Origin of the sequence: Altererythrobacter sp. TH136, assembly GCF_007065885.1 — a bacterium.
Lineage (GTDB): Bacteria > Pseudomonadota > Alphaproteobacteria > Sphingomonadales > Sphingomonadaceae > Tsuneonella.
This window is the reverse complement of the sequence record NZ_CP041409.1, coordinates 1356461-1373058: the sequence shown is the minus strand read 5'-3', so window position 1 is coordinate 1373058 and position 16598 is coordinate 1356461. Positions and strand designations below refer to the sequence as shown.

Genomic DNA, 16598 nt, shown 5'->3' with positions numbered 1-16598 from the left:
TAGTGCGGCGACATGGGTAAGCGCGCGCCGTTATCCGCGCGAGCTTGCGAAGCGGGATGCACGATGCGGTTGGCCGATTGCCATAACACGGAGGACTTTCGGCGACTGGCGAAGCGGCGCCTGCCGGGGCCGGTGTTTCACTACATCGACGGGGCCGCCGATGACGAGGTGACCAAGGCCCGCAACACTCAAGCGTTCGATGATTGCGATCTGGTCCCCAGCGTCCTCGCCGGGGTCGAACATGTCGACATGCGCACCACGCTGATGGGCAAGGAGATAGCGCTCCCGTTGTTCTTCTCGCCGACCGCTCTCCAGCGCTTGTTTCACTGGCAGGGGGAGCGGGCAGTCGGTGCCGCAGCCGAAAAGTTTGGCACCTGGTTCGGCATCTCAAGCCTGGCGACGGTCAGCATCGAAGAGGTCGGCGCCACCGTGAAGGCACCCAAGCTGTTCCAGCTCTACGTGCACAAGGACGAAGGGCTCAACCGCTCCATGATCGAGCGGTGCCAGGCGGCGGGCTTCGATGCGGTCGCGTTGACGGTGGACACGATCGTCGGCGGCAACCGTGAACGGTGTCTGAGGACCGGCTTCACCTCGCCGCCGCGGTTGACGCCCGGATCTGCACTCAGCTTTGCCGCTCACCCTCGCTGGACAATGGATTACCTGTTGCGCGAGCCGTTCTCGTTGCCAAACCTCGAAACGCACGTCTCGCAAGGAACCAAGGTGGCGACCTCGATCGGCGACTACTTCTCGACGATGCTCGACCAGTCAATGGACTGGAAGGCGGCGGAGCGTATCCGCGATCAATGGGGCGGGCAGTTCTGCCTGAAGGGGATCATGTCGGCCGCCGATGCCCGGCGGGCGGCGGATATCGGCGCAAGCGCCATCATGGTATCGAACCACGGCGGCCGGCAACTGGACGGCAGCCGCGCTCCGTTCGATCAACTGGCCGAGATCGTCGATGCCGTAGGCGACCGGATAGAGGTGATCTGCGACGGGGGCATTCGCCGGGGCAGCCACGTGCTGAAGGCGCTGTCGGTCGGCGCCCGCGCCTGCTCTGGGGGAAGGCTCTACCTCTATGCCCTTGCCGCGGCGGGACAGGCGGGTGTCGAACGAGCGATGGGCAAGCTGCGCGACGAGATCGAACGCGACATGAAGCTGATGGGCGCGCGCGCACTGGCCGATCTCGATCCCTCCAACCTTCGCTGGCGGCGCTAGCCCCAAACAACCTCAGGAGAGCATTTTCATGCCGGCTCTACGCACGGATATCGATCCCGACGGTCTGCTCGAATACTCGGTGGTGTTCACCGACCGATCGCTCAACCACATGAGCACCGCGTTCCAGACGGTGATGCACGACATTCACGAGACTCTGTGCGGTGTTTACCACGCCGATCGCGCGGTCATCGTGCCGGGCGGCGGATCGTACGCGATGGAAGCGGTCGCCCGGCAGTTCGCCACGGATGCCAGCGTGCTGGTCATTCGCAACGGCCTGTTCTCCTACCGCTGGTCGCAAATCTTCGCCAAAGGTTCGATCCCGCGTGATGAGACCGTGCTGCGGGCCGTGCGAGTGGGGGACGACGGCCAGGCGCCGTTTGGGCCGTGCCCGATCGAGGATGCGGTGGCCCGGATCGCGGCGGCCAAGCCTGACGTGGTGTTCGCACCGCATGTGGAGACGGCGTCCGGCATCCTGCTGCCAGATGACTACATCCGCGCACTCGCGGATGCGGTTCATCGCCATGGCGGTTTGCTGGTGCTCGACTGCGTGGCATCGGGCTGCATCTGGGTCGACATGGAGGCGCTGGGCGTCGATGTGCTGATTTCCGCCCCGCAGAAAGGCTGGTCCGCCCCGCCGAGTGCCGGACTGGTGATGCTGCGCGAAACCGCCATCGAACGATGCCGCGCCAATCAGTCGACGAGCTTCGCGGTGGACCTTGGCCGGTGGCTGGAGATCACCGAGGCCTACCTTGCCGGCGGCTTCGCCTATCATGCGACGATGCCGACCGATGCGTTGCGGACCCTGCGCGACGCGATGGCCGAAGCCAGACGTGTCGGCCTGGATCGTCTTCAGGCGGCCCAGTGGGAACTCGGCACGGATGTCCGCCGGATGTTGGCCGCGCGCGGCTTCCCCTCGGTTGCTGCGGCTGGCTTCGAAGCGCCGGGCGTGATCGTGTCTTACACGCGTGATCCCGACATCCAGAACGGGAGAAAGTTTGTTCATGCGGGCTTCCAGGTGGCGGCGGGCGTGCCGCTGATGGTCGATGAGGGACCGGATTTCCGGACGTTCCGCATCGGCCTGTTCGGCCTTGATAAGCTGACGGACGTCGCCGGCACGCGTGACCGCTTGGCGGCGGCGCTGGCGCAGCTGGGCTAGGAAGGTGGCGCCAACAGGCGAATGCCTGTTCTAGCGGACCTGCCGCTTCTCCAGCTTCCGGGCCAGGGTGCGGCGGTGCATCCCCAGGCGCCGGGCGGTCTCGGAAATGTTGAACCCGGTTTCGGCGAGAGTCTCGTTGATCCGCTCCCACTCCCAAGTCTTGATGGACGTGGCTTGGCGGGTGATCGGCGCGTCGATGTCGCCGGCGGTACGGCCGAACGCCGCTTCGATCTCGTCCGTATTCGCAGGTTTGGGCAGGTAATTGGACGCGCCCAGCTTGATCGCCTCGACGGCGGTCGCGATACTGGCATAACCGGTCAGCACGACGATCCGCATCTCGGCGTCATGCGCCCGCAAGGTGCGCACGCAAAGCAGGCCGGATTCGGTCCCCAGCTTGAGATCGACGACCGCGTAGGCCGGGCGTTCGGTCTGCAGCAACACTTCCAGTTCGCTGCTGCTGTGCGCGCATGACACGGTGTAGCCACGCCGTTCGAAGGAGCGGCTGAGCGTCCGGGCGAAGGTCGCATCGTCCTCCACGATGATCAGGGATCCGGGTTTCATCGCGATCAAAGCTCCTTCTGCGAAGCGGCGGGGAGCATCGGCAGCAACAGGCGGACCACGGCCCCTCCGCCCGCCCGGTTCTCAGCCTCCAGCCGCCCGCCGAGCCGGCGGACGACGTTGACGGTGAGGAACAGGCCAAGGCCGTGTCCGGGTCCCTTGCTCGACTGGTAGAGCTTGCCGATGCCGGCGAGTTGCGGCCCGCTGAATCCGGGTCCGGCGTCACTGACGGCGATCACCAGCCAGTCGTCCAGCCGGCTCCCTTCGAGCATGACGCTGCCGGGGGAGGCTTCGCCGGCATTTTCCAGCAAGTTCCAGATCGCCTGCCGCAGCGCCGGCTCGGCCGCGACCCGCACGTCCTGCAGCTCCGCCAGATGATATTGGAACGGAATCGACGGATGCGCCGCGCTCCACTCGGCGGCGATTTCCTCAAGCAAGGCGCTTACCTCGGCAGCGCCCATCGCCTCGCCGCGCGCCTTTCCGGCGGAATGCAGGATGTTGCTGACGATCTCCTTGCACCGCCCGATCTCCGCCTGCGCTTCTGCCAATTCTTCCCGCAGCGCCGGGTCAGCAGCCAGGCGGGGATCGCGTTGCCAGTCGGCGACCAGAACCGATAGCGACGACAGCGGCGTGCCGAGTTCGTGCGCCGCTCCGCTGGCGAACAGACCCATGCGGACGATCCCGTCTTCTTCCGCGGCACGCTGGCCGAGTTCCGCTACGAAGGTCTCCCGCGCGCGCAGATTGCGGCTGATGCGGGTGATGAACAGCACCAGCAGCACCGCCACCATGACGAACGCGATCCACTCCCCAAGCAGCCGCAAGTCGCCGATGCCGCCGACATTCGCCGGCAATTTCAGTGGGAGATGGCGCACGCTCAGGAAGGCAAACGCCAGGCAGCAAGCGCCGGCCAGGGGCGCGACCATCGCCAGCGGCAGCAGGATCGCGCCGAGCACGACTTGGAGCAAGTACAGCGCGATGAACGGATTGGTCGCGCCGCCGCTGAAATAGAGCTGCGCGGTCAGCGCCGCCATGTCTAGCGCCAGCGCGAACAGGAACTCTCCCGGCACCACCGGCCAGCGACCGAGGCTGAGCGTGAACAGCAGATTGGCGCCGCCAAGCGCGCCCGCCACCGCCAGCATGGGCAGCAACGGCAGGCGGACGCCCAACCCGAAGTGCGCCACCAGGATGGCGATGACCTGCCCCGCCACTGCGATCCATCGCAGCTGGATCAGCTGACGCATGTTTTCCGCCGCAGCGGCTTCGGGCGAGCGACCTCCGGCGTGGCCGCTGCGGCGGAGGGTCAACGCAAGGAGCGGGGTGTCCATCAACGCCCGTCATCGCGCGAACGCAGCACCAGCGCCAGCCCCACAAGCGACAGGGCGGCCAGAGCGAACCAGGTGAGCGCATAGACCAGATGCGCGTTGCGGAAGCGGACCACGGTCATCCCGCCGACCGGCAGCCGCCCGGGAGTCGAGCCGGAATCAGCGTCGATAAAGAACGGCGCCACGGGTCCCAGCCTGCGCGCCTTGGCGATCGCTCCCACGTCGCGCGAGAACCAGCGGTCCTGCCGAGGGTCATTGGGTCGCAGAAAACGTCCGTCCGGCTCGGCCATGCGGAGCAAGCCGGTGACCGTGACCTCACCGGTTTGCCGGGATGCAGCCCGGTTCGCGGGAGAGTCAGCCTCACGAGGAACGAAGCCGCGATTGACCAGGATCGTGCCGGTGGCGGTGCGCAGCGGGGTGAGCACCCAGTAACCCGGGCCCCGCTCCGTCAGAGCATCGACCAGTGTTTCGCTTGCGTAATCGAACGTCCCGCGCACAGCCACATGTCGGTACTCGTCACGCTCCTGCGTTATCGATCGCCATGCCTCCGGAGCGGGAGCAGGACCGGGCGGAGCGGACACACGCGCCTCGACCCGCTCGATCAAAGCGAGTTTCCAGGCCAGGCGTTCGATCTGCCAGATACCCAGCCCGCCGAACAGCAGCGCAAGGAACGAGCACAGCGCCAGGAGGAAGCGGCGCTTCCCCCGGTTGGCAGTCACGGTGTGTAGCTCGCCTCGCCAGTGGTCATGCCGGGCATCATGTTGGTGTTGAGGTGGTACATGATCCACACCGACCCGGCGATGACGATGAACAGCAGCACTGCGGTGAAGACATAGGCGATTAGCGTCCACCCGCCCTCTGCCTGGGTGTTGACGTGCAGGAAGCACACCGTGTGCACCAGTATCTGCACCACCGCCATGACGATGACCGCCACTGCTGTCGCGCCCGGGGTCAGCACGCCGGTCATCACCAGCCAGAACGGGATCGCCGTGAGAACCGCCGATAGCGCGAAGCCGATCAGATAGCTCTTCCTGCTACCGTGGCCGTAGCTTTCGTCATGAGCGGAGCCATGCCCGTGCGAAGCGTGATCGACCGTGTTCATCGCACCATTCCCAGCAGATAGACAAACGTGAAGACGCCGATCCACACGACGTCGAGGAAGTGCCAGAACATGCTGAGGCACAGCAGCCGGCGCCGGTTTTCAATCGTGACGCCGCGCTGGGCGAGTTGCACCAGCATGACGCCGATCCAGATGATGCCGATCGTCACGTGGAGCCCGTGTGCGCCGACGAGCGTGAAGAATGCCGACAGGAAACCGCTGCGCTGCGGCGTGGCGCCTTCGGCGATCAGCTTGGAGAACTCGTACATCTCGACGCCGACGAACGCGATGCCCAGCAGGCCGGTCACCACCAGCCACAGCTGCACGCTGCGGGCTCTGCCGCTGTCGAGCGCCAGCATCGCAAAGCCATAAGTGATCGAACTCACCAGCAGGATCGCGGTGTTGAGCGCCACCAGCGGCAGTTCGAAAATCTCGCGCGGGACAGGACCGCCGGCATAGCTGGTGCCGATTACGCCATACGTCGCGAACAGGGCCGCGAAGAGGAGCGCGTCACTCATCAGGTAGATCCAGAAGCCCAGTATGGTCGGGCTACCGGCGTGGACGTGATGATCTTCTTCGGTGACGTAGAACCGGGGCGCGTCGGTCGCTGGATCGTGGGGGATACTCGCCATCGTTCAGGCTCCCGCAGCCAGCAGCGGGCGCTGCCCGCGTTCGGACCGCTCCACCTCGTCCGCCGGAATGTAATAGTCGCGGTCGGTGTTGAAAGTGTGCGCGATGGAGATGATTGTCAGCGCGGCGAACGCCAGTGCCGCGAGCCACCAGATGTACCACACCATCGCAAAACCAAGCACCGTCGCGAGGCCGGACAGGATCACGCCCATCCCTGTGTTCCTTGGCATGTGGATCGGCAGGTAACCGCCCTCCGGCTGCTGGCAGCCGCGCCGCTTCATGTCGTACCAGGCGTCGAGGTCATGGACGACGGGCGTGAAGGCGAAGTTGTACGCCGGCGGCGGCGAGGTGGTCGACCATTCCAGCGTGCGGCCGTCCCACGGATCGCCGCTGTTGTCGCGCAGCTTCTCGCGGTTCTTGATGCTGACCGCGATCTGGATGACGAACGCCGCGATGCCGATGGCGATGATCACCGCGCCAATGGCGGCGATGACGAACCACGGTTGGAGCGTGGGATCCTCCAGATAACGCGTGCGGCGCGTCGTGCCCATCAGGCCGACGATGTAGATCGGGGTCCACGCTACCCAGTAGCCGACCACCCACCCCCAGAAGTGGATCTTGCCCCAGAACGGATCGAGCTTGAAGCCGAAGGCCTTGGGCCACCAGTACTCGATCCCGGCAAACAGTCCGAACACCACGCCGCCGATGATGACGTTGTGGAAGTGTGCCACCAGGAACAGCGAGTTGTGCAGCACGAAATCTGCCGGGGGCACGGCCAGCAGCACCCCGGTCATCCCGCCCACCACGAAGGTCAGCATGAACGCGATGACCCACATCATCGGCAGCTCGAACCGGATGGATCCGCGGTACATCGTGAACAGCCAGTTGAAGATCTTGGCGCCCGTGGGGATCGCGATCACCATCGTCGCGATGCCGAAGAAGCTGTTGACGCTGGCGCCGGAGCCCATCGTGAAGAAGTGGTGCAGCCACACCAGGTAGCTCAGGATCGTGATGACGACCGTCGCGTAAACCATCGACGAATAGCCGAACAGGCGCTTGCCGGTGAAGGTCGAGGTGATCTCCGAATAGATTCCGAACACCGGCAGGATGAGGACGTACACCTCGGGGTGGCCCCACACCCACACCAGGTTCCAGTACATCATCGGATTGCCGCCGAGATCGTTCGTAAAGAAGTTGGTGCCGAGATAGCGGTCGAGCATCAGCATCGCGAACGCGCCGGTCAGCACCGGGAAGATCGCGATCGCCAGCACCTGGCTGCACAGCGCGGTCCAGCAGAACACCGGCAGCTTCATCATGCTCATGCCGGGCGCGCGCATCTTGATGATGGTCGTGACCATGTTGATCGCGGACAAGGTCGTGCCGACGCCAGCTATCTGCAGCGCCCACAGGTAATAGTCCGGCCCCACCCCGGGACTGTTCTGCAGATTGGCGACCGGCACGTAGTTGAGCCACCCCGCGGTCGAAAACTCCCCGATGAACAGGGACACCATCACCAGCAGCGCGCCCGCGACCGTCAGCCAGAACGAGAGGCTGTTAAGGAACGGAAACGCCACGTCGCGCGCGCCGATCTGCAGCGGCATGACATAGTTGATGATCCCGGAAATCAGAGGGATCGCCACGAAGAAGATCATGATCGTCCCGTGGGCGGTAAATACCTGGTCAAAGTGGTGAGCGGGGAGGTAGCCCTCGTTGCCGCCGAACGCGATCGCCTGCTGCGCCCGCATCATCAGCGCGTCGGCAAAGCCGCGCAGCAGCATGACGACGCCCAGGATGATGTACATGATGCCGATCTTCTTGTGATCGACGGTGGTCAGCCATTCGCGCCAGAGCCAGCCCCACAGCTTGAACCTGGTGACGGCGGCCAGGATGCCCACGCCCAGCACCACCACCACGGCAAAGGTGCCGAGCAGGATCGGCTCGTGAACCGGGAAACTTTCCCAGGTGAGGCGGCCGAAGATGATCTTGGCGAGCGAGGCATCGAACACTGGGCTTGGCTCCAGGAAAATCAGGCGTTGGCATCAGCGCGGGCGAACGGCGCCGATCGCGGATCGAGAGCGGACATGTCGCGGTTGCGCGGGTCGTTCGGACGGGTCGCGCCACCGGCATCGGCAGGATTTGCCGGCTTGGTTACGTTGGCGCCGGAGCCCTTCTCACTTGGCTCCCTGAGCAGCGCGCCCTCCGCCTTGGGACCGTGCATCGGCATCGAATTGCCCCGCTGCGGCATGCCTGCGCCGGGGCGTGTCTCGTGCGGATGGCCGCCGCCCTGCTTCCGGTCGTATTCCATCAGGTCCGTCATGCACGGCGTGCCGGGCTCCACGCAGCGCTCGAGGACGCGGCGGTAGAGGTCCTGGTCCACCGACCCGAAGAACATCGGCGGCACCTTTTCGCTGGGCTTCGCGAGCTGGGAATAGGATGCCAGATCAAGCGTTCGGCCCGATGCTTTGGCCTGCGCGACCCAGTTGTCGAAGGCGGCTTGGTCCATCCCCTTCAGCTGGAAGCGCATGTTGGCAAACCCGTGGCCGCTGTAATTGGCCGAAAGCCCTTCGTAGCTGCCTGGCCGGTTGATCACCGCGTGCAGCGTGCTCTGCATCCCCGGCATCACGTAGATCATGCCCGCCATCGTGGGCGCATAGAACGTGTTCATCATATTGGTGGAGGTGAGGTCGAACCGCACTTGCCGGTCGACCGGCAGGGCCAGTTCGTTGACTGTGGCGATCCCCTGTTCGGGGTAGATGAACAGCCACTTCCAGTCGAGAGAGACCACCTGCACGCGCAGCGGATCGGATACCGGAGCGCGCGCTTCCTGTGCGTTCGCTTTCATATCGAGCGGGCGGAACGGATCGAGCAGGTGCGTGCTCGACCAGGTCAGCGCGCCCAGGATGATGATGATCAGCAAAGGGACCGACCAGATGACCAGCTCGAGCGAGGTGGAGTGATCGAAATCGGGATCGTACGTGCCGCCGGCGCCCTTGCGATATCGCCAGGCAAACACGACGATCAGAAGCATCACCGGCACGATGATCAGCAGCATGAGGCCGGTCGAGATATAGATGATATCGCGCTGCTGGCGCGCCACGTCCCCGGCGGGGTTGAGCACCGCGCGATCGCACGCGGCAAGAATCGCGACAAGCGGAATCAGCAGGGCCGCTTTCAGGCGGCGGATCCGGACTGGGATGTGCTGCAGCATGGTCCTCCACTAGCCGGAGAGACATTCCGTCTGACATTGGACATTTTGTCCAATCCCAAAAACCGGCCTGCCGGGTCAATACGCAACCCGCAGTCTTGCGCCCACGCGTTCGCGGCGCAACAAGAGATGCAAGCGAAGGAGAAACCCAAGCGATGACCGCTCCCGCCCCGGCATCCAACTCGGCGCCGCTCGAACGCGATGCCCAGCTTGTGAATGCCCGCCATGGCGACATCCGACCGGGCGATATCGCGATCGGCGTGATCGTCGGCCGCACGAGCGAGTTCTTCGACTTCTTCGTCTACGCGATCGCCTCGGTGCTCGTATTTCCCTCGCTGGTGTTCCCGTACGTCGATCCGCTGACCGGCACCCTCTATTCGTTTCTGATCTTCGCGCTCGCATTCGTCGGCCGCCCGATCGGAACCCTGATCTTCACCGCGATCGACCAGCGGCACGGCCGCGGCGTGAAATTGACCATCGCGCTGTTCCTGCTCGGCGGGTCGACCATGGTGATCGCCTTGCTGCCGGGATACGAGCGGGTCGGCGCGCTTTCGGTGTGGCTGCTGGCGTTCTTCCGCTTGTGCCAGGGCATCGCGCTCGGCGGCGCCTGGGATGGCCTGCCGTCGCTGCTGCAGCTCAACGCGCCGGAGGACCGCCGCGGATGGTATTCGATGATCCCGCAGCTCGGGGCGCCGCTCGGACTGGTGGTGGCGAGCGGATTGTTCGCCTATTTCACGGCGCTGCTGACTCCGCAGGATTTTCTCACCTGGGGCTGGCGCTACCCGTTCTTCGTTGCGCTCGCGATCAACGTGGTCGCGCTGTTCGCGCGGTTGCGACTGGTCGCCACGCCCGAATTCAAGCGCCTGTTCGAGACCCGCGATCTGCAACCGTCCCCGCCGTTCCAGACGCTGCGGAGCGAGTGGCGCACGATCACGCTGGGCGCATTCGCTCCGCTGGCAAGCTTTGCGCTGTTCCATCTGGTGACGGTGTTCCCGCTGTCGTGGGTCACCCTCAGCACAGGCGAGGATGTGGTCCGGTTCCTCATCATTGAAGCGGTGGGGGCGATGATCTGTGTCGTCTCGATCCTGGCGTCAGGCGTGATCGCGGACCGGGTGGGCCGGCGGGCGGTGCTGGGCGTGTCGGCGGCGCTGATCGGTGCATACAGCGGCTTCGCGCCGCAGCTGCTCGGCGCCGGCCCGGTGGGGGAAGCTGCCTACATGTTCGGTGGGTTCGTGCTGCTGGGGCTCGCCTTCGGCCAGTCGGCGGGTGCGGTGAACGCGAGCTTCCCGGCGGTCCACCGTTATACCGGAGCGGCGATCGTCTCTAACTCGGCGTGGTTCATCGGTGCGGGTTTCGCGCCGTTCGTCGCGCTGTTCCTCGCCAGCCGGTTCGGCTTGTGGTCGGTCGGGTTGTACCTGCTGTCCGGCGTGATCTGCACGCTGGGCGCGTTGTATATTAATCGGGAATGGGCGAACCGGACCGCCTGAGCAGCGCCCCGGTTCGCCTATACACTCAGCCAGCAGGCTTGGGCAGAACCCTCAATTCGACCGACTTGGCGGGGTCGAGATAGCGCTGCGCGGCAGCCTTGATCTCCGCCGCCGTGATCCCTTCGAGCACGCGCGCACGGTTACGCCGCCGGTCGAGTAGGTCCGACCGGGTCTGCGCCTCGGACACCAGCGCCACCCAGCTGTTGTTCTCCCGTTCCTGCCGCTGCCAGCGCTCGAGAGTGGGCTTGCGCGCCCGCAGCATCTCGTCGGCAGTGGGAGGATTGGTGCGCAGATCGGCCGCGATCTTGCGCACGGCGGCGGCGACTTCGTCCATCGAAGCCGGGTCTGCCGGGGCCGAAGCGGTGAGATAGCCAAAGCCCTTGTAGGTCAGCGAATCAACGGACTGGGCGTTCGGCGTGTAGGTCGCGCCCAGTTCCTCGCGGACCACGTCGATCAGCCGCAGGCCCATGACCCCGGCCAGCAGGTCGCGAGTCAGCGAATCCTTGAGGTTCTTGCCGTCGGTCGTCGGCCATGCGAGCGCGATCGCGCCCTGGTCCGCCGAACCGCCATGATAGATGGTCTGCGGGGTGCGATCGGCGGTGAAGGTGACCGCCTTCACGCCAGCGGGGTTGGCGGCCGGATCGCCGCGCCGGGGAACCGCTCCCAGCGTCTGCGCCACAGCGGCGATCGCGGCGGCCTCGTCGAAGTCGCCCACCAGGCCAATCTCCACTCCGCCGCTTGCCAGTTGCGGCGCCAGCGCGGCCTTGACTTCGTCCAGGCTGCGAGCGGTCAGGTCTTCGGGGTTGCCGAACCCGAACCGGGCGTCCCCGCCCGTCAACTTGAAGGGCACGGCGATGCTCGCCAGCTGCGACGGATTGGACGCGATGTTCTTGGCAACGACCGGCGCAATGCCGGCCCACTGCGCCTGGGTGGCCGGGTCGTACGCGGGATCGGTCAACTGGGCGGCCAGCAGCTTCATCTGCAGGTCGAGATCGGCCGAGGTGGTCGCGCCCGAAGCGACGATGCCATCGGTATCCACGGCCAGACCCACGCCGACCTGGCGACCTGCGGTGATCCGGCGCAGTTCGTCGACGTCGTGCTTGCCCAGGCCATTGAGCGAGGTGAGCACCTGGCTGGCGACGGTCAGGCCCGGCTTGTCCGCCGGAAACACCTGCGCGCCGGGTCCAACCTTGGCGTACCAGGCGATCTTGCCAGGTTCGAACGCGGTCTTCTTGAGGTTGAGCTGCACGCCGTTGGCGAAGCGGACCGAACGGATGCCGAGGTCGGCGATCGAGGTATCCGAGACTACTTTGCCGGCAGGACCGAAGTCGTCATAGGCAAATGCCTTCGTCGCCTGTTCGACCGGAGCGGTGACAGCGACCTGGGTGCTGGTGGCGAGCGCGCTTTCAACTGCGGCGATGCCTCCGCCGACCTCCTGCTTGGTGGCGACGTGCACCAGCGTCGGGCCGCCGTTCCAGGCCGCGCGGAACGCCTTGCCTGCTTCCTCCGCGGTCAGCGTCGGCTCAAGCGCATTGTACAGCGCCAGGGTCTGTGCCGGTGACAGGTACACGCTGTTGGACAGCGATGCGGTGGCGATCTGATCGGCGATCGCGCCGCTCCGCCGGCCGGCTTCCTGCGCGACCGCGTTCTCCAGAGCGGTGCGGATGTTGGCCCTGGATTCGGCGATCTCGGCCTCGGTGAAGCCGAACTGGATCGCGCGCCGCAGCTCCTGCTCGCCAATGGCAAGCGCGGGCTGCCACTGGCCCTCCTTGGCGACGACGATCGCGGTTGCGGTCCGGGCGGTACGGGCGACATCCTGCACCATGGCCTGGCCGCCGATGATCGGACTGTCCGCGCTGCGGCTCAAGGTCGCGAGGCGGTTTGAGAGGGCCACGCTGGCGATCGCTTCCAGCGTCGCGCGGCGCTGTTCCTCGACCGAATTTGCCGGCACCTGATAGCCAGCTACCCGGCTGAATTCGATGATCTCGGGGATCGACGGGTCGGTGAAGGTCGCAACGACCGGCTTGGCGACGGGGGCGATGGCGGGGGTATAGAGTTCCTTGGCCGGACCCTTTGCCTTCCAGCCCGCGAAGCGCGAGCGGATTTCCTGTTCCATTGCATCGACATCGAAGTCACCGACCATCACCAGCGTGGCGCGGTCGGGGCGATAGTAACCCTCGTAGAACGCCCGCAGATCGGCGGCCGAGATGTTGCCGATCGTGTCCGGAGTTCCGGTCATGCCCGCCCCAAAGCGCGAGTTGGGGATCTGCTTGCCGAGCGAGTCGAGCAGGCGGCGGATCTGCGGCACGTTGCGCACCCGGTACTCGGACAGGATAATCCCGCGCTCACGATCGACGGCTGCCTGATCGATGGTCAGTTCCGAAGCGAGCTCGCGCATGAACGTCAGCGCCCCGTCGACCGTCTCCGCGTTGGTGTTCGGCAGGTCGAGCTTGTAGGTCGTGTGTTCCAGATCGGTTTCGGCGTTGGTGTCGGCGCCGAACGCAAGGCCGAGCCGCTCGAGCCGCTTGACCAACTCGCCTTCGGGAATGTTGGTCGATCCGTTGAACGCCATGTGTTCCAGGAAGTGCGGCGCACCGAACTGGGCGGCCTCCGCTTCCCGCATCCCGACGTTGAAGGCGAAGCGGATCACCGCTGCGCCCTTGGGGGTTTCGTTGTGCCGGATCGCATAGCGCATGCCGTTGGGCAGGATGCCCCAGCGTACGGTGGGATCGGCCGGCAGCTCGGCGCTGGTAAGGCCCCAGGCGGGAATGCCGGTCGTCTGCGACTGAGCGGCGGTCTGCGGCGCGCGATCCGCGTCCTGTGCCGATGCCGGTACCGCAAGGCCGGCGGCGGCAATCGCCAGAAGCGATGCGCGCACGGCGAGCGGCAGGCGGCGCGCGCGGTGCGCGGTCGAGTTGATGTCGGTCATGTGTGTGATCCTCTGCGTCCCCAATAGTGCGCCACAGATGACAGATGACGCGTCCCCCGGCCACCCCTTTGGTCGGCTCGCATCTGCCGTTTGAATAGAACGGGTCCGCTTGATAGGCGCACAAGAGGTTCAACCTCGATTTTCGCAAGGCATCCCATGGCTCAATCGCATCCCGCCGGCACCCGCATGACCGGCGGCCAGATCCTGATCCGCGAATTGCTGGCGCGGGGGGTCGACACGGTGTTCTGCGTGCCGGGTGAAAGCTACCTCGCGGCGCTGGATGCGATCCACGAGGCGGGCGACCGGATCACGCTCGTGGTCTGCCGGCATGAAGCGGGGGCGGCCAACATGGCGGAGGCTTGGGCCAAGCTGACCAAGCGGCCGGGGGTGTGCTTCGTCACCCGGGGGCCGGGGGCGTGCCATGCCGCGATCGGGGTCCATACCGCGCAGCACGACAGCACCCCGATGTTGCTGTTCGTGGGTCAGGTGCCGCGCGACCAGATGGGGCGGGGGGCGTTCCAGGAGGTCGATTACCCCGCGACCTTTGGCGCCCTCGCCAAGTGGGCCTGCCAGATCGACGATGCCGCGCGTATTCCCGAGTTCATCAGCCGGGCTTACGCCACCGCGCTTGGCGGTCGGCCGGGGCCGGTGGTGATCGCGCTGCCCGAAGACATGCTGAGCGAGGCGGTCGAGGCGCCGGGGCAGGGCACCGAGCCGGCCGCTATCCCGGCTGCCCCCGCCCTGAGCGAGTTGCAGGAGTTGCTGGCGACCGCCGAGCGTCCGCTGCTGGTGCTGGGTGGATCGCAGTGGAGCGCACAAGGGCTGGCGGACCTCACCCGCTTCGTCGAGGCGAGCGGCATCCCGGTGACCTGCGGGTTCCGGCGGCAGGATCTGTTCGACAACCGGCACCCCCATTACGTTGGCGAGTCAGCGCTCGGCATCAATCCCCGGCTGAAGGCCCGCTGGCGCGAGGCGGACCTGATCTTGGCGGTCGGCACTCGCCTGGGTGAGATCGTCACCGACAGCTACACCAATCTCGACGTGCCATTGCCGGGCCCGAAGCTGGTCCATGTCCTGCCCGAAGCAAGCGAGCTTGGGCGGGTGTACCAGCCCACCCTGGCGATCACCGCCGACGTCAACGCCTTTGCGAAGGCCGCAGCGGCGCTGGAACTGAAGCCGCGGTGGGACGAGTGGCGCACCTCCGCCCGCGCAGACTACGAGGCGTGGCAGCAGCCGCCTGCGGTGCATGGCCCGGTCGACATGGCTAAGATCGTCGGCTGGCTGTCGGACACGTTGCCGGACGACGCGATCCTGACCAACGGCGCGGGCAACTATGCCATCTGGCTGCACCGGTTCTTTCGCTACAAGCGCAGCGGCACCCAGCTCGCGCCGACCAGCGGGGCGATGGGCTATGGCCTGCCCGCCGCGATCGCCGCCGGCATCCGCCACCGCGACCGCCCGGTGGTGTGCTTCGCCGGGGACGGGTGCTTCATGATGGCGAGCACGGAACTGGCGACGATCGTACGCCACCGGGTGCCGGTGATCGTGGTGGTGGTGAACAACGGCGCGTACGGCACGATCCGGATGCACCAGGAACGGCGCTATCCCGGCCACGTCGTCGGGACCGAATTGGTCAATCCCGATTTCGCGGCGCTGGCGCAGAGCTATGGCATCGGCGGCTGGCGGGTGGAGCGGACCGACGATTTCGCCCCCGCCTTCGAAGCTGCGCGCGCCAGTGGCGAGGCGGCGCTGATCGAGATTGTGCTGCCGACCGCCGAACTGTCGCCGACGATGAAGCTGGCCGGCTAAAACGCCAGTGCGCTGACGAGCGTGCCGGCGGGCAGGGCTGCTTGCCCGGCGGGGCAGCGGATCAGCCAGTCGGCCTCTGCCAGCGGACTCTGTGCGCCGCTGTCTTGATTGCCAAGCGGAGTTAGCCCCGCATCGTCCCACCGGGCGCGGGCGAACGTCTCGCGCTCGTCGGTCGCGGGCAAGGGTGCTGCCAGCGGCAGGGTGCGCCAGCGGTGCGCGTCGTCCGCGCCCTGCAGCCGCGCCAGCAGCGGGCGCAGGAACAGCGCCGCCGTGACCATCGCCGAAGTCGGGTTGCCCGGCAGCCCAAGCACGAGCGCATCCCCCGCGCGACCAAACCACACCGGCTTGCCGGGCTTGATCGCCGCTTTTTCAAACGCGACTTCCAGCCCATGCGCGGCAAAGCTCACCTTGGCGAAGTCCCGCTCGCCTACGGAGGCGCCGCCGGTGACCACCACAACGTCGGCGATGTCCAGCAATTCGCCGGCGAGCTTCTCCAGTCGGCGCGGCTCGTCAGCGCACAGGTCCATCGCGGCCAGATCCGCGCCCGCCTGCTGCGCCAGCGCGGCAACGGCAAAGCTGATCGTGTCGGGGATCGCTTCGGGCCCCTCGCTCGCCTGTCCCGGACGGGCGAGTTCATCGCCGGTGGCAAGGATCGCCAACTTGGGCCGGCGGGCCACCGTGACCTCGCCGCAGTCCGCCGCGGCCGCCGCCACCAATCCGCGCGGGGTGAGGCGGGTGCCCGCCGGCACCAGCACGTCTCCGGCGGCAAAATCGCTGCCGGCGATGCGAATATAAGTTGCGGGACCATAGCCGGGGGTGAAGCGCACGCGGTCCCCGTCGCGCTCCGCATGCTCCTGGATGATCACCCGCGTCGCGCCTTCCGGCACTGCCGCGCCAGTGAAAATCCGCGCCGCCTGGCCCGAACCGATCGCCCCCAGCCAACCCGCTCCGGGGCGCGATTCGCCGACTAGCTGGAGCCACTCACCGGGTGCGGTCGCGGCATCGACCACCGCGTAGCCGTCCATGGTGGAGACGGCGGTGCGGGGCGCGGGCGCGGTCGCGATGACGTCTGCGGCAAGGGTGCGGCCAGCGGCGCCGGCCAGCTGCACGGTCTCCGACCCCAGCGGCGTGGCCTGCCCGATCAGCGCCAGCGCCGCGTCGAACGGGATCGGCGCGGTCACTTCAGGC

At 66.4% G+C, this 16598-nt stretch carries 13 protein-coding genes; 4 read left to right on the top strand and 9 right to left on the bottom strand.

Annotation, left to right across the window (positions count from 1 at the left end; genetic code table 11):
- Positions 1-63 precede the first annotated feature (63 nt).
- Positions 64-1215: an alpha-hydroxy acid oxidase gene (locus tag C0V74_RS06720; RefSeq protein ID WP_143251127.1), complete on the top strand. Its 1152-nt coding sequence runs from the start codon at positions 64-66 to the stop codon at positions 1213-1215.
- 28 nt (positions 1216-1243) lie between these two features.
- Positions 1244-2371, top strand: coding sequence for an aminotransferase class V-fold PLP-dependent enzyme (locus C0V74_RS06715; RefSeq protein WP_143251126.1), 1128 nt, complete (start codon positions 1244-1246; stop codon positions 2369-2371).
- A gap of 30 nt (positions 2372-2401) precedes the next feature.
- Here the strand turns inward: C0V74_RS06715 and C0V74_RS06710 are convergent, their stop codons facing one another.
- The 7 genes from C0V74_RS06710 to cyoA are packed head-to-tail and all read right to left on the bottom strand — an operon-like array spanning position 2402 to position 9188.
- Positions 2402-2932, bottom strand: coding sequence for a response regulator transcription factor (locus C0V74_RS06710; RefSeq protein WP_143251125.1), 531 nt, complete (start codon positions 2930-2932; stop codon positions 2402-2404).
- Between the two features lie 5 nt (positions 2933-2937).
- Entirely contained in the window at positions 2938-4254 is a 1317-nt protein-coding gene (locus C0V74_RS06705) for an ATP-binding protein (protein ID WP_210413388.1), read from the bottom strand.
- Positions 4254-4970, bottom strand: a complete 717-nt coding sequence (locus C0V74_RS06700) for an SURF1 family protein (RefSeq protein WP_143251124.1) — start codon at positions 4968-4970, stop codon at positions 4254-4256. Before C0V74_RS06700 ends, C0V74_RS06705 begins: the two co-directional genes overlap by 1 nt.
- Positions 4967-5353 (bottom strand): cytochrome o ubiquinol oxidase subunit IV, encoded by a 387-nt coding sequence (cyoD, locus tag C0V74_RS06695; RefSeq protein ID WP_143251123.1) that lies wholly within the window; start codon positions 5351-5353, stop codon positions 4967-4969. Before cyoD ends, C0V74_RS06700 begins: the two co-directional genes overlap by 4 nt.
- Complete coding sequence (gene cyoC, locus C0V74_RS06690) at positions 5350-5982, bottom strand: cytochrome o ubiquinol oxidase subunit III (protein ID WP_143251122.1); 633 nt, start codon at positions 5980-5982, stop codon at positions 5350-5352. The genes cyoD and cyoC overlap by 4 nt, the downstream gene beginning before the upstream one ends.
- A 3-nt stretch (positions 5983-5985) precedes the next feature.
- On the bottom strand, positions 5986-7986 hold the full coding sequence (cyoB, locus tag C0V74_RS06685; protein WP_143251121.1) for a cytochrome o ubiquinol oxidase subunit I: 2001 nt from the start codon (positions 7984-7986) through the stop codon (positions 5986-5988).
- Positions 7987-8006: 20 nt separating this feature from the next.
- Positions 8007-9188, bottom strand: a complete 1182-nt coding sequence (cyoA, locus tag C0V74_RS06680) for a ubiquinol oxidase subunit II (RefSeq protein ID WP_143251120.1) — start codon at positions 9186-9188, stop codon at positions 8007-8009.
- A 152-nt stretch (positions 9189-9340) separates the two neighbouring features.
- Here cyoA and C0V74_RS06675 point away from each other — a divergent pair, with 152 nt between their 5' ends.
- Positions 9341-10672 carry an MFS transporter gene (locus C0V74_RS06675; RefSeq protein WP_131622644.1) on the top strand — a complete coding sequence of 444 codons (1332 nt, stop codon included), beginning with the start codon at positions 9341-9343 and terminating at the stop codon, positions 10670-10672.
- Between the two features lie 25 nt (positions 10673-10697).
- On the opposite strand, the gene C0V74_RS06670 is transcribed toward C0V74_RS06675, so the two are convergent.
- Complete coding sequence (locus tag C0V74_RS06670) at positions 10698-13601, bottom strand: insulinase family protein (RefSeq protein ID WP_143251119.1); 2904 nt, start codon at positions 13599-13601, stop codon at positions 10698-10700.
- 156 nt (positions 13602-13757) lie between these two features.
- Between C0V74_RS06670 and C0V74_RS06665 the strand changes: the two genes are divergently transcribed.
- Positions 13758-15410 (top strand): thiamine pyrophosphate-binding protein, encoded by a 1653-nt coding sequence (locus tag C0V74_RS06665; protein ID WP_143251118.1) that lies wholly within the window; start codon positions 13758-13760, stop codon positions 15408-15410.
- Here C0V74_RS06665 and C0V74_RS06660 read toward each other — a convergent pair.
- A complete protein-coding gene (locus tag C0V74_RS06660) occupies positions 15407-16591 on the bottom strand; it encodes a molybdopterin molybdotransferase MoeA (RefSeq protein ID WP_246844778.1) in 1185 nt (394 codons plus the stop codon). The two genes, C0V74_RS06665 and C0V74_RS06660, sit on opposite strands and share 4 nt — an antisense overlap.
- Positions 16592-16598: the final 7 nt, after the last annotated feature.

Excerpts from the sequence above, each read along its gene's own strand:
- C0V74_RS06720 (WP_143251127.1), top strand. The coding sequence starts at position 64 with ATGCGGTTGGCCGATTGCCATAACACGGAGGACTTTCGGCGACTGGCG.
- C0V74_RS06715 (WP_143251126.1), top strand. The coding sequence starts at position 1,244 with ATGCCGGCTCTACGCACGGATATCGATCCCGACGGTCTGCTCGAATAC.
- C0V74_RS06710 (WP_143251125.1), bottom strand. The coding sequence starts at position 2,932 with ATGAAACCCGGATCCCTGATCATCGTGGAGGACGATGCGACCTTCGCC.
- C0V74_RS06705 (WP_210413388.1), bottom strand. The coding sequence starts at position 4,254 with ATGGACACCCCGCTCCTTGCGTTGACCCTCCGCCGCAGCGGCCACGCC.
- cyoD (WP_143251123.1), bottom strand. The coding sequence starts at position 5,353 with ATGAACACGGTCGATCACGCTTCGCACGGGCATGGCTCCGCTCATGAC.
- cyoC (WP_143251122.1), bottom strand. The coding sequence starts at position 5,982 with ATGGCGAGTATCCCCCACGATCCAGCGACCGACGCGCCCCGGTTCTAC.
- cyoA (WP_143251120.1), bottom strand. The coding sequence starts at position 9,188 with ATGCTGCAGCACATCCCAGTCCGGATCCGCCGCCTGAAAGCGGCCCTG.
- C0V74_RS06675 (WP_131622644.1), top strand. The coding sequence starts at position 9,341 with ATGACCGCTCCCGCCCCGGCATCCAACTCGGCGCCGCTCGAACGCGAT.
- C0V74_RS06670 (WP_143251119.1), bottom strand. The coding sequence starts at position 13,601 with ATGACCGACATCAACTCGACCGCGCACCGCGCGCGCCGCCTGCCGCTC.
- C0V74_RS06665 (WP_143251118.1), top strand. The coding sequence starts at position 13,758 with ATGGCTCAATCGCATCCCGCCGGCACCCGCATGACCGGCGGCCAGATC.